At 70.2% G+C, this 13,141-nt stretch carries 9 protein-coding genes and 1 pseudogene; 4 read left to right on the top strand and 6 right to left on the bottom strand.

Going from position 1 to position 13,141, the window contains the following annotated elements:
- Nucleotides 1-215: 215 nt before the first annotated feature.
- The gene (dacB, locus tag HMPREF0975_RS11200) at nt 216-1,607 is read right to left on the bottom strand and encodes a D-alanyl-D-alanine carboxypeptidase/D-alanyl-D-alanine endopeptidase (protein ID WP_009234293.1); all 1,392 of its coding nucleotides are present in this window, start codon (nt 1,605-1,607) and stop codon (nt 216-218) included.
- 235 nt (nt 1,608-1,842) lie between these two features.
- On the opposite strand from dacB, the gene HMPREF0975_RS11205 reads away from it, so the two are divergent.
- Nucleotides 1,843-2,343, top strand: a complete 501-nt coding sequence (locus HMPREF0975_RS11205) for an inorganic diphosphatase (protein WP_009234294.1) — start codon at nt 1,843-1,845, stop codon at nt 2,341-2,343.
- A gap of 49 nt (nt 2,344-2,392) precedes the next feature.
- On the opposite strand, the gene HMPREF0975_RS11210 is transcribed toward HMPREF0975_RS11205, so the two are convergent.
- On the bottom strand, nt 2,393-3,832 hold the full coding sequence (locus HMPREF0975_RS11210) for a C40 family peptidase (protein WP_009234295.1): 1,440 nt from the start codon (nt 3,830-3,832) through the stop codon (nt 2,393-2,395).
- Nucleotides 3,833-4,625: 793 nt separating this feature from the next.
- Between HMPREF0975_RS11210 and HMPREF0975_RS11215 the strand changes: the two genes are divergently transcribed.
- The 3 genes from HMPREF0975_RS11215 (at nt 4,626) to HMPREF0975_RS11225 (ending at nt 8,438) form a co-directional block, all read left to right on the top strand.
- Entirely contained in the window at nt 4,626-6,005 is a 1,380-nt protein-coding gene (locus HMPREF0975_RS11215) for an O-acetylhomoserine aminocarboxypropyltransferase/cysteine synthase family protein (protein ID WP_009234296.1), read from the top strand.
- Between the two features lie 11 nt (nt 6,006-6,016).
- Nucleotides 6,017-7,237 carry a homoserine O-acetyltransferase MetX gene (gene metX / locus HMPREF0975_RS11220; protein ID WP_009234297.1) on the top strand — a complete coding sequence of 407 codons (1,221 nt, stop codon included), beginning with the start codon at nt 6,017-6,019 and terminating at the stop codon, nt 7,235-7,237.
- A 130-nt stretch (nt 7,238-7,367) separates the two neighbouring features.
- Complete coding sequence (locus tag HMPREF0975_RS11225) at nt 7,368-8,438, top strand: alpha/beta hydrolase (RefSeq protein WP_049939882.1); 1,071 nt, start codon at nt 7,368-7,370, stop codon at nt 8,436-8,438.
- A 19-nt stretch (nt 8,439-8,457) separates the two neighbouring features.
- Here the strand turns inward: HMPREF0975_RS11225 and HMPREF0975_RS11230 are convergent, their stop codons facing one another.
- The 4 genes and pseudogenes from HMPREF0975_RS11230 to HMPREF0975_RS16800 all read right to left on the bottom strand — a co-directional run.
- Nucleotides 8,458-9,105 (bottom strand): response regulator, encoded by a 648-nt coding sequence (locus HMPREF0975_RS11230; protein WP_009234299.1) that lies wholly within the window; start codon nt 9,103-9,105, stop codon nt 8,458-8,460.
- Entirely contained in the window at nt 9,102-10,316 is a 1,215-nt protein-coding gene (locus tag HMPREF0975_RS11235) for a sensor histidine kinase (protein WP_049939884.1), read from the bottom strand. The genes HMPREF0975_RS11230 and HMPREF0975_RS11235 overlap by 4 nt, the downstream gene beginning before the upstream one ends.
- A 43-nt stretch (nt 10,317-10,359) precedes the next feature.
- Nucleotides 10,360-12,297, bottom strand: coding sequence for a serine hydrolase domain-containing protein (locus HMPREF0975_RS11240; protein ID WP_009234301.1), 1,938 nt, complete (start codon nt 12,295-12,297; stop codon nt 10,360-10,362).
- A gap of 179 nt (nt 12,298-12,476) precedes the next feature.
- Nucleotides 12,477-13,141: pseudogene (locus HMPREF0975_RS16800) on the bottom strand (hypothetical protein); the annotation flags it as partial.

Below are 13,141 nucleotides of genomic sequence, written 5' to 3' on the forward strand. Positions count from 1 at the left end.
CCTCCCGGCGGAGCGGCGCAGGACCGCCACCGAACTGGCGCGCGCCGAGTGCGAGGCACTGGGGCCGGCCGGGATCAGCGCGGTCATGCGCTCCACCGTCCGCCAGTCGACCAGCCCCGCCGCTGTACCGTTGGTCGTCACCGCCACGCCTTTCTCACAGGATTCACGGGATTCACGGGAATCGAACGGATCTCACGGGCCTCACCGCGGTTGTGTCACGAGCAGCCGCAGGCCGCCAGGGGCGCCACGAAGTGGTTGTCGATCGCGGCGGCGGCCGCCGTGCTGCCGTTGGCGGGGAAGTCGTTGGTCAGGATCGAGAAGGCCAGAAGACGTCCGTCGGCGGTCGTGACGACGCCGGCCAGGGAGGAGGTCTGCTCCAGCGAGCCGGTCTTGGCGCGCACCGTGCCGGCCGCGGCCGTGTCGTGCAGGCGGTTGCCCAGGGTCCCGTCCAGGGCCCCGACGGGCAGGTCGGCGATGAGGGTGCGGCCGGCCGAACCGCCCTTGTCGCCGGCGGACCGGGCCAGGATCTGGGTCAGGAGCCTAGCGGGCACCTTGTTGCCCTTGGCCAGTCCGGAGGAGTCCAGGAGGGTCAGTCCGGAGGTGTCGAAGCCGTCCTTACGCAGTTGGGCGGCCACGGCCTTGGAGGCCCCGGCGAAATCTGCGGTCTCCTTGGCCTGGACGGCCACGAGCCGCCCCTCGACCTCGGTCATCGTGTTGTCGGAGGTCTTGAGGGACAGGGCCAGGATGTCGGACAGCGGGGCGGAGGAGACCGAGGCCAGCTCCCTGGCGCCGCTGGAGGCGGCGGCGCGGGACGCATCGCCGTCGACCGTGATGCCGGCGTCGCTCAGGTGCCTGGCGAAGGCCTGGACGGCCTCCATCGCCGGGTCGGCCGAGTAACCCTGGTTCTGCGTGGAGGAGATGTCCACCATGATCGGCTGAATCTTGGCCACGTACTGCTCGTTGCCGGCCTCCCAGCCGTCGTTCCACTGGGCGCCGGTGAACAGGGTGTCGTCCAGGCGCAGCGAGACCGACGTCATCCCCTGGGACTTGAGCTGCTCCGCGGTGGCGCGGGCGAGGTCGCCCAGGCCCGCATGACCGGCCGTGGCGGTCGGGTCCCCGGCGTCCTCGGCCAGCAGAACGTCGCCACCGCCCACGAGGGTGACGGTCTGGCCGTCCAGGACGGCCTTGGTCTGGAGCGTGTGACCCGGCCCCATGGAGGACAGGGCCGCCCAGGCGGTGAGCACCTTGTTGGTGGAGGCGGGCGTCACCCCGGTGGCGGCCGACTGGTCTAGCAGCTCCTCGCCGGTGGCGACGTCGACGACGGAGGCGGTCACGCTTCCGCCGGCCAGGGCGGCGTCGGAGGCCACGGCCTTGACGTAGGCGCTCAGATTCGCCTTAGACGGCTTGGGCGCCTCCGCCTCCAGCCCCGTCGGCGCCGTGGTCTTGGCGCTGGGACCGGCCGGCGTCGGGAAGGGCTGGGGGGCGACGTCGGCGTAGGCAACCGTTACCGGCCCGGGTACCAGGTCGAGGGCATCGCCCAGGCTGTAGTAGCCGCCGAATACCAGCAGGCTCGCCGCCGTCAGGGCCGCGGTCTGGACCTTGCGCATACGTCCTCCGGACTGGGTTGTTGACAGGCTGGGATGGCCTGTATATCAGGTGGGTGGGGCGCCCGGGAGGTCGCTCCCGCCGATGCACCGACGTGCAGAGTACGCGTTTGCTGACCTCAAGCGCTGTCGTGCGCCACACTAGTGCCATCAACACCCGCCCCGCCGGATCGACGCCGACCGTCAGGCACCGTTCCAGCGCCCAACGAGCTGAAGACACGAGCGAAGGAGGCTCCCCGTGGAGTTCGACGTCACGATTGAGATCCCCAAGGGCAACCGCAACAAGTACGAGATCGACCACGAGACCGGCCGGATCCGCTTGGACCGCATGCTCTTCACCTCCACGCGCTATCCCGATGACTACGGTTTCATCGATGAGACGTTCGGCGAGGACGGCGACCCCCTGGACGCCCTGGTCCTGCTGGAGGAGCCGACCTTCCCCGGCTGCGTCATCCGCTGCCGCGCGCTGGGAATGTTCCGCATGCGCGACGAGAAGGGCGGCGACGACAAGGTCCTGTGCGTGCCCAGCGCCGACCAGCGCGCCTCCTGGCGCACCGACATCGAGGACGTCTCGGAGTTCCACCGCCTGGAGATCCAGCACTTCTTCGAGGTCTACAAGGACCTCGAGCCCGGCAAGTCGGTCGAAGGCGCCCACTGGGTGGGCCGCGAGGAGGCCGAGGAGGAGATCCGCCAGTCCTTCCAGCGCGAGGCCGACCGCATCGCCCGCGGGGGCCACTGACGCCGACGACGCGGGGTGGGCCGGACGATGCGCCCGCCCCGCCCGGGCGTCAGAAGCGCACCGCGTAGGGCATGACGCCGGAGTAGCGCATGGAGGTGACGCGCACGGTCATGCCGAAGGTCGGCGCCTCGATCATCATGTCGTCGCCCAAGTAGATGGCCACGTGGTAGATGCCGGACTGGCTGCCGTCGGAGGACCAGAAGACCAGGTCGCCGGGCTGTGCGGCGTCGAGCGGGACCTGGGTGCCCTGCCCGTACTGCACGCGTGAGGAGTGGGTGAGGTAGACCCCGGCGGCCTCGTAGGAGACCATCGTCAGCCCGGAGCAGTCCAGGCCCGCGGCCGACTCGCCTGCCCACACGTAGGGGGTGCCGATGTAGCTCATGGCGGTGCTGATGGCGATGGAGGCGGCGTTGCCGGAGTACGACGGCGCGGGCTCGGGCTCGGGTTCCGGCTCAGGGGCGGGCACCGGAGCGGGCGCGGGGGCGGCCTCACTCTCGTCGTCGGAGGCCTCGGGCTCGGGCTGGGAGGTGGTGGCGGGATCCTGGGCCGGGGCCTGGTAGGTGGGCTCGGGCCGGGGCGCCTGCTCCTGGGGGGCGGGGGCCGACTCTTGAGGGGCAGGGGCCGATTCCTGGGGCTGGGCGGTCTGCCCGGCCTGCTCCGCCTGCTTCTGGGCGAGGTCGGCGGCGGCCTTCTCCGAGGCCGTCTTGGCCGCGGCCTGGGCGGCGGCCTCCTCGCGGGCCTTGCGCTCGGTCTCGAGCTGGTTCTGGTACTGCGTCTCCAGCTCGACGGTGGTGTTGCGCTGGGCGGCCAGCTGGATGATGAGGTTCTCGCGGTTGGTCTGGGTGGTGGTGACGGCGCTCTGGGCGTCCTGGGCGGCCGTCTCCGCCTCGGTCTTGGCGGTGTCCGCGGAGGTCTTGGCGGATTCCTTGTCTTTGACCTTCTGGTTGGCGATGGCCTGCATGCTCGCGGCCACCGACTGGAGGGCCTCGACGTTCTGGACCTTGGCGTTGTTGTTCTCGCCGGCGCGGGCCAGGGCGACGTCGGCGTCGGCGAGGTCCGCCAGCGACTCGCTGGTCAGGTACGGGGCGAGCGGGTCGAGCGGGTTGCCGCTCTCCTGGTAGGTCTGCACGACGATCGAGCCCAGGTCCGAGCGGGCGGCCGCGGTGTTGGAGGCGGCGGTGTCGGCATTGGTCTGCGCGGTCTGGGCGTCGGTGGTGGCCGTGTTGAGGTCATCAACGGCGGTCAGGTAGTCCTCGTTGGCAACCTGCGCCTTGATCTGAGCCTGCTCCAGGGTGGTGCTCTGCTGGGCGAGCTGGGCCTCCAGAGAGGCGATGGACGTGGAGGTCGAGCGCTCCGAGGCTTTGGAACGGTCGATGTCGCTCTGGTCCACAGGGTCGGCGATCGCCGATGGCGCCAGGGTGCATGCCAGTGCCACGACTGCGGTGGCGACGACGCCGTGTCCGTGTCGTCTCTGGGGGATCGGGCTCACAGGGGTTCTCCGTCGTGATGGGGCTGAACGTGAGGTTGTCGCCTCACCCGGGGAGCGGCGTCGGCCCGCGCCAGGATCCGTTCCGCGGGATCACGGGGGCGCGGAGCGGATGAGGGGACGAGGACGGCGGGCGATGTCGACCCGGATGTGACGCCACCACACTAGTCGCTTCAGCCTCATTTAGAAACATGATTCACAATATTCACAATCGTAACTTACCTTCCTGTAGTTCACGGTTCCCGCTTGTGCTGACAAGGTTTCTCCAGGCCGTCACCCCTCCGTAACCCGTATGACATCCAGCACAACCAACCATTCGTGCAGGTTAACGGCGGTTTCAAAAGGTCGGCTCAGCGCCTGCAGAGAACCGCTCTGCGCACGTCGGCGCGGGCCCGCGAACCCGGGGGCGGACCGGCTCCGGCGCTCGCTCCTCGGACTCCCGTTTGGACCGCCCGCGGGGGAAACCGCTAAAGTCGGAGCATGTTCCGTCGTCCTGAGGCCCTCCGGCCGGACGCCCCCGCCACGGGGCGAATGCGCAGCTGACGCGCACGCCGCCGTCGGCCCACGTGCGCGTCCCCGCCCTCACTCACACCATCGCAGGAATTGCAGTAACGGTGACGGCGGACGAGTAAGCGCCACGACACCTCGCCCCGACTGCGAGTCCCGGCCCCGCCGCCGGGCGCAGCGGGTCGCCGGGCGGAACCACCCGCAAGCGCGCAGCGACCGCCGCGCAGCGCAGGCACCGCACGTGGCACTGACATCGCCGCCGGTCACCGGGAACCACCAAGGAGTCCTCATGACCGACCAGCACCCCAGCACCCCCGAGCAGGCCGCCGCCCCCTCCCCCACGAACCCGGCGGGGTGGCGCTTCGAGACCAAGCAGGTCCAGGCCGGGCACGACCCGCTGGCCGAGCCCGCCCACGCACGGGCCATCCCGATCTACCAGACCACCTCCTACGTCTTCGAGTCCGCCGAGCAGGCGGCCGCCCGCTTCGCCCTGAGCGACCTGGGCCCCATCTACACGCGACTGACCAACCCCACCAATGACATCGTCGAGCAGCGGATCGCTGCCCTGGAGGGCGGCGTCGGGGCGCTGCTGACGTCGTCGGGGCAGGCCGCCACGACCCTCACCTTTCTGACGCTGGGCGGGGCAGGCGACAACATCGTGGCCTCGCCCTCGCTGTACGGGGGCACGACAAACCTGCTCACCCACACCCTGCCCCGGCTAGGCATCCAGACCCGGTTCGTGGCCGATCCCGGCGACCCGGCAGCCTGGGCGGCGCTGGCCGACGATCGCACCATCGCCTTCTTCGGGGAGACCATTCCCAACCCTCGCGGCGACATCCTCGACATCGAGGCGATCGCGGCGGCCGCGCACGAGCTAGGCATCCCGCTGGTCGTAGACAACACGGTGGCCTCGCCGTTCCTGACCCGCCCGATCGAGTGGGGCGCGGATGTCGTGGTGGCCTCGGCGACCAAGTTCCTGGGCGGGCACGGCTCCTCCGTGGCGGGCGTGATCGTGGACTCCGGCAGCTTCGACTTCGCCGCCCAGCCCGAGCGATTCCCCGCCTTCAACACGCCCGACGAGTCCTACCACGGCCTGGTCTACGCCCGGGACCTGGGCGTGGGCAGTCCGCTGGGCGCCAACCTGGCCTTCATCCTCAAGGCGCGCGCCGAGGGCCAGCGAGACCTCGGCTTCTCGCTGGCACCGCACTCGGCCTTCCTCATCGCCCAGGGCGTCGAGACGCTCTCGCTGCGCATGGAGCGGCACGTGGACAACGCCCTGGCGGTGGCCACCTGGCTGGAGGGGCGCGACGACGTCGCCGCGGTGCGCTACTCGGGCCTGGCCTCCAGCCCCTACTACGAGCTGCACCGCAAGTACTGCGCACGTGGGGCCGGCTCGATCCTCACCTTCGACCTGCCCGGCGGGCGCGAGGCGGGGGCCGCCTTCATCGACGCCCTGGGCCTGTTCTCCAACCTGGCCAACATCGGCGACGTGCGCTCCCTGGCGGTCCACCCGGCCACCACCACACACTCCCAGCTCGACGACGCAGGCCTGGCCGCGGCCGGCATCAGCGCCGGGACCGTGCGCCTGAGCGTGGGGATCGAGCACATCGACGACATCCTGGCCGACCTCGAGCGGGGCCTTGAGGCGGCCCGGGCTATCGGGGCCTGAGGCGGCTTGTCATGAGTACGACCACGTCTTCCTCCTACCCCGTCTCCCGCAGCAGCACCGAGACCGAGCCCGCCGCGTACGGCGTCGGGACGGCCGCCTCCAAGCTGGTGGACCGCATGGCCGGCTCCCCCACCGGAGCTTGGCGGCCCGGGGACGAGCCGGGACGCCGTCGGTTCCTGGAGATCGGGGACCTTCCTCTGGAGTCCGGGGAGGTCCTGCCGGACACGGTCCTGGCTTTCGAGACCTGGGGGGAGCTGAGCCCGCAACGCGACAACGCGGTCCTCGTGCTGCACGCGCTGACCGGAGACTCCCACGTCACCGGCGAGGCCGGGCCCGGGCACCCGACGCCGGGCTGGTGGTCGGACCTAGTGGGGCCGGGGCGAGCAGTCGACACCGAGCGCTACTTCGTCGTGGCGGCCAACATCCTGGGCGGCTGCCAGGGCTCGACGGGCCCGTCGTCGACGGCGCCGGACGGGCGCCCCTGGGGGTCGCGCTTCCCGTGGCTGACCACGCGCGACGCCGTGGAGGCCGAGGCCCGCCTGGCCGACGCCCTGGGGATCGAGGTCTTCCACCTCGTCATCGGGGCGTCACTGGGCGGGCACCGGGCGATCGAGTGGGGGGTCACCCACCCGCAGCGGGTGCGCAACCTGGCGCTGGTGGCCACGGGTGCCTCAACAACCGCCGACCAGCTGGCCTGGTGCCACCTGCAGGAGCTGGCGATCGTGGCCGACCCCTTCTTCTTCGACGGCGACTACTACTCCCACTCGGTGGGGCCGGTACGGGGGCTGGGGCTGGCGCGGGCGCTGGCGCACACCACCTACCGCAGCGCCGCCGAGCTGGATGAACGCTTCGGGCGGCGCCACCAGGGCGAGGAGGACCCGGCCGTGGGCGGGCGTTACCAGGTGGAGTCCTATCTGGACTACCACGCCGGCAAGCTGCTGGCGCGCTTCGACGCCAACACCTACCTCATCGTCACCCACTCGATGATGGTGCACGACGTCGGCACCGGGCGCGGAGGTATCGAGGCGGCACTGGCGACCGTGCAGGCGCGCACGCTCGTGGTGGACGTGGACTCCGACCGGCTCTTCCTGCCCGCCCAGGCCGAGGAGCTGGCCGGAGGCATCCCTGGCGCGAGGCGCGAGACGATCACCTCCCTGCACGGGCACGACGGCTTCCTCATCGAAGCCGAGCAGATGGACGCCATCCTGCGCGACTTCCTGGCCGGGGCATAGACATCAACATTTTCTTCACAGACGACGCGGCTCCGGGTCGTCTATGAAGTTCTTGTCGGTGAGTGAAGAATCGGTGAGCGAGAAAACCGTCTTGGCACCTGTCGTCAGCTCCCGGTGGGATCATGGGGGCGTGAACGCAACGACCGAGCACGCGCCGGTGGACGCCTGGGGACCGGACTTCCTGGGTCCGGGCTTCGAGGCCCGTACCCTGGAGCTGCTGCCCGACGACGAGGACGACGGGGCCGTCGCCACCCTGGTGCGCCACCTACCGGCCCTCGACCCCGGTGCACTACCGGGCACCCCCACCACCCCCGCCTTCATCTACCTCTACCTGCACGGCTGGAACGACTACTTCTTCCAGACCCACCTGGCCCGCGAGATCTCCCGTTTGGGCGGAGCCTTCTACGCTCTGGACCTGCGCCGCTACGGCCGCTCCTGGCGCGAGGGCCAGATGCTGGGCTGGTGCACCTCTCTGGCCGAGTACGACGAGGACCTGGGGCTGGCCCTGTCCGCCATCCGCGCCGACCAGGGCTGGGAGACCGAGGTCGTCCTGTCCGGTCACTCCACCGGCGGTCTTGTCGCCTCCCTGTGGGCCGATCGCCACCCGGGGGCCCTGCGCGCCCTGGTTCTGAACTCCGCCTGGCTCTCGCTCCAGGGCTCCGAGCTCGTGCGCACCGTCGGCGACCCGGTCCTGCGCACCCTGGCGCTGCGCGATCCGCGCATGTCGATCCTCGACGGCTGGGTCGACCCGGCGCGTGCCTTCTCCATCACCGATGGCTGGGATCCCGAGCGCGACGGCGAGCTGCCCGATCCCACCTGGGCCGACGACCCCTACGTCACCGGCTGGGACATCAACCCCGCCTGGTCCATCAAGCCCTCCGCGCCCGTGCGCGTCGGCTGGCTCCAGGCCGTCATGGAGGGCCACAACCGCGTCGCCCAGGGCCTGGACATCCGCTGCCCGGTACTGTCCATGGGCGCAGCCACCACCCGGCTCGGAGTGACGTGGATGCCGGAGTCCAGGAGTGCGGACACAATCATCGACGCCGACGCCACCGCCCGCCGCGCCGTCATGCTCGGCAAGCTGGTGACCATCGCGCGATTCCCCAGCGGCGTCCACGACCTCACCCTGTCCGAGCCGCCCGTGCGCGAGCAGGTCTTCTCCGCCCTGCGCCGCTGGATGTCCGCCTACGTGCTGCGCTGAGCTCTGCCCGGCAGGCGGCTCAGGCCAGCCCGTTGCGGTAGGCCCACACGACGGCCTGGACCCGGTCGCGGGCGCCGATCTTGGGCAGGATCCGCGTCAGGTGCGACTTGACCGTGCTGGTCTCCACAATGAGCTCTGCGGCGATCTCCGCGTTCGACATGCCGCCGGCCAGGAGCTGGACGACCTCGCGCTCCCGCTCGGTGAGCACGCCGAGCGCCTCCCGGTTCTCGACCCTGCCCTGGCGGCGGGCGAACTCGGCGATCACCCGGCGGGTGACGCTTTGGTCCACCAGGCCGTAGCCCGAGGCCAGGCGGCGCACGGCGTCGACCAGCTCCTCGGGTTCGCAGTCCTTGAGGATGAACCCGTCGGCCCCGGCCTCCAGCGCGCCGAAGACGTCGGCGTCCATGTCGAAGGTGGTGACGACCAGGACCGACGGGGTGCCGCCCTCCCGCTCGGAGACGATCTGGCGCGTGGCCGTCAGGCCGTCCCCCTCGGACATGCGCAGGTCCATGCACACGACGTCGGGCCGGGTCGCCCGCACCACGCGCACCGCCTCCCTGCCGCCGGAGGCCTCACCCACCACTGTGATGTCCTCGTTCTCCTCCAGCAGGATGCGGAAGCCGGCGCGGATCACCGCCTGGTCATCCACCAGTACCACCCTGATCACGCGTCCTCCTCCTGTGCCAGCGGCAGGACCAAACGTACCCGCCAGCCGCCGCCCTCCACCGGGCCGGCGTGGAGAGAGCCGCCGACGGCGTCGGTCCTCTCCCGCATGACCGCCAGGCCGGTGCCGCCGCCACCGGGGTCGGTCGACGGCCGACGAGCCGGGCCGTTGAGAACGCTCAGCTCGAGGGAATCCTCAGCTCTCCTCAGCTCCACCGTGATCGGAGAGCCCGGAGCGTGCTGCAGGGCGTTGCTGATCGCCTGCTGCACCACCCGGAAGACGGCGGTGTCGGCGAGCGGCGAAAGGAACAGCGCATCGCCGACATCCGCCTCATCGGCCCCACCGCTGAGGATTCCACCGTCGAGCAACTCGATATCGACGCCGAGCTCCCGGGTGGAGGCGACCAGCTCTGGCAGGTCGCGCAGCCCAGGCGAAGACTCCTCGGCCTCCTTGTCACTGCGCAGCAGTCCCACCACGGAGCGGAGCCCGGAGAGGGTCTCCTTGGCCTGCCGGCGCAGCTGCTGAGCTGCGTCCCTGGCCGTCTGAGGGTCGCGGTCGATCAGTCGCTCGAGCGCGGCCGCCTGCACGACGATCCCGGCCAGGTGGTGGGCGGCGACGTCGTGCAGCTCACCGGCCAGGCGGCGGCGCTCCTGGATGAGGGCCACCTCCAGCTGCCGTCCATGCTCACGTCTGAGAAGCTCCTGGCGGGAGTGCTCGTACCTGCGGCTGCTGGCCAGCGCCGCCCCGCCCAACATCGGCACCAGGTAGATCGCCAGCGTCACCAGGGCATTGACCATGTGCAGCTGCCACGGCTCGGGGGATCGTCGCCAGATGTCGATCGCCGAGTAGGCCAGTGACAGTGCGGTCAGGACAGCCGCCGTTCGACGCAGAGGAAACCGCATCCCCATGCCGAAGGACACGACGAGCTGGCCGTATCCGCTGGCGACGTAGCCTGCGGGAAGCAGCAATGCCGTCGCCACCTCCGCCGACCAGACCAGCGCCTGGCACAGCAGGGGGCGACTGCGCCACAGCACGAGGGCCAGCCCCTCGGCCGCGAGCGGAATCGCCGTCGCGGCGAACCACGGCCGGGGGCCGGCCGGCACCGAGGTGCTCGCAAGAAACGCCACCGTCGGCTGAACCACTGCGGAGGTGAGAGCCAGCAGCACGTCGTTGCGCCGGATCGAGACAGGGTTGGTGGGAACGGACAGGCTCATGGCTGCATTGTCATCGACGGACACCGACCTCAACGTCCCCCGGTCACATCCCGAGGCTGGGTACCAGGGCGTTGCCGGCCCAGGCCCACCAGGCCAGCGCCACCAGTGCCGCCAGGAGAACAACCGACATGGTGACTCGCCGCCAGCCCGCTCGGCGCCTCAGGGCGATGACCAGGTCAGCCGCCGCCGGAATGACGGCCACCACCCCCAGGGCCTGGAGGACCTGAGCGCCCCGAATCACCGGGACAAGCCAAGTTAAAGAACCGTTGGACGATAACCCTTTGGAGATAGTGGCGAGCAACAAGATCCAGGTGAGTTGGGCGGCCAGCGCCAGAGCCCCGCCGCCCCGAGCCACACGGGTCAACCACGGCAACGGAGCGCTGACCTCCTGGCCCCGTTTGAGGGCCCGCCGTCGTCGCAGGGCACCGACCGGCCAGGCCACCGTCACCACCAGCAGCAGGACCAGGCAGACACCGAACACGGGAGCAAGCGCCTGCTGGACCGGTGTCACAGGGATCAGGGTCAGCGCCGGTCCTAGGCTCAGGCTGACGACCTTGCCGTCCTTGACCTGAGCGGCAATGGCGCCGGCACCGTCAACCTGCCGCCAGACCCAAGGCTCAACCTCAACATACTGGGTCTCATCGAGTATGAGCTTCCCTCCACCCGTGTGCTCGATCGTGACCGGGGAGAATGCGGGCATCCAGGCGGACAGGAAGGTGGTCCAGGGGGACCTGCTGGGTACGTAGGTGCCGGCTACCTGGTGGGCGTGCTCGGCGGAGTCCTTGCTTCCGGAGGCCTTGACTGTCTCGCCGGGAAAGTAACGGTCGGCGAAGCCCTGAGCCAGGTCCTCCCGCAAAGTCCTCGACGATTCGTTGCCGTCACCGTTGTAGGAGATGAAGATGCCGGTCTTCTCCTCGGGGTAGAGCTCGAACTTGGAGTGCCAGCCCTGGTTGTCTCCGCCGTGCTCAACGATGCGCCGGCCGTGACGGGTGAGCTCGAAGTAGCCCAGGCCCATCTCCCCGGCCTTGGCCCGGTTGCCGAGCCGCTCCTCCCCCAGCCCAGGAGACCACATCTGCTCCCAGGTCTCCTCACGCAACAGCTTGGGCGAGCGACTCAGCTGAGCGTTCATGAAGGCCGCGAAGTCCGGTGCTGAGACGGTCAGCGAGCCGGCCGGGAAGTCACCCATGACCTCGAAGGGGACCTCCTCACCCGTGGAGGTGTAGCCCGGCCCCAGAGAACCGGCCATATCCTTGGGCAGGGGCTGCTCGTAGGTGGAGGAGGTCATCCCCGCCGGCTCCAGGACGTGCTCACGCACATAGGCCTCAAAAGGCTGACCACTGACCCGCTGCACGATGTAACCGGCCAGCGCCATGCCGTAGTTGGAGTAGCCCGGGGTAGTACCCGGCGCGAAGACCTGGGCCGGCGGATCGTTCTTGACGTAGGCCTCCAGATCCGTCGTCGGGGTGAGGCTGCCGTGTTCATCGAAGCCTGCTGAGTGGGTCAGCAGGTGACGCAGGGTCAGAGGCTCATCGAAGCGCCGCTCGATCTCAAAGTCCAGGTAGGCACTGATGTCGGTGTCGAGGTCCAGCTTGCCCTGCTCCACCAGCTGCATCGCCGCAATAGAGGTCGGGATCTTGGAGACCGAAGCCACCCGGAACAAAGACCTCTGCGGATCCACGGCCACCGGCTGCCCGCCGGAGGCGCCCGTGTCGGCCCAGCCGTAGCCGCGGGTGGTCACCACCTGACCGTCCTTGACTACGGTCACCACGGCACCCGGGATATCCCCGTTCTTCAAGGCATCGGGCAGTTTTCCATCCAACCAGGCATTGACATCCTCGGCCGTGAGCTGATGCTCCCCCGCAGGCGGCTCACGCGGCGGCAGACCGGCCGACGACGACGTCGAGCCGCAGGCGGTCAGTAGGGACAGCGAGGCCAACAGGGCCACCACGACCAGGGCCATGGCCCTGCGCGTCACGTTCATGATCATCTCCCCGGCCCGCGTGGTCGGGAAGCCGCGAGCCGCCTCCAGACTCGCGGCACCGGGCGGCTCTCCTCTACGGGCGCAGGACGTCAGGGGGCTTACGACCTACGACGTAAGGGGACCAACCACACGGGTGAGACGGCCGGGAAATCACCCCACAGGCGCACCGGCCGGGCGGTTCAGGAGCTGCGATCAGCCAGGTCATCGCGCAGGTCGCCCAGGTGGGCGCCGCGTACCCCCACGCGCCACACGCGCCAGCCATCGGCGTCGGTGACGTCCTGGGCGGCGTTGGCGGCCGACGTCGGGTCGGTGAAGGAGCGCCCGTCGGACAGGGTAATGACGCCCTCCACCGAGAGCATCGCCTCGTGGTAGATGCCCCGGCGCAGCCGCTGCCAGATGAGCTGGGTCGGTTCCCCGAGTGTGGCCGCCACGGCCGCCAGCTCCGCGGTCTCTTGGACCACGAGGGACTTCGACGGATCCCCGCCGAGGGCCTCGGCCACCGGGTCGAGTGCATCGGCAGATCCGCGCAGGGGCTCCCACGACACCAGGGGCACTGCCCCGGTGGGCTCGGCCGGGCGCGCCTCGTTGGGGGCCACGGTGGACCAGGCCTCGGCGGCCTGCGCCGAGTGCTCACCGGTCTCGGAAGCTCCTGAGACAGCGGCGGGCGTCGTCGCGGCATGCGAGGTGGGCGAGGAAGGGGCATCGTTCTGGGACGGGGGCCGTGTCGCCCGCGAGCGCCGTCCCATTCGGCTGCGGGAATCGTCTTTGCGCCAGGCCCCAGACGCCTCGGAGTCGCCTGCGGAGGTATGCGAGGCTGCTGTGCCACGTGTTCCACCGGCAACAG

Source organism: Actinomyces sp. oral taxon 849 str. F0330, assembly GCF_000239715.1.
Taxonomy (GTDB): Bacteria; Actinomycetota; Actinomycetes; order Actinomycetales; family Actinomycetaceae; genus Actinomyces; species Actinomyces johnsonii.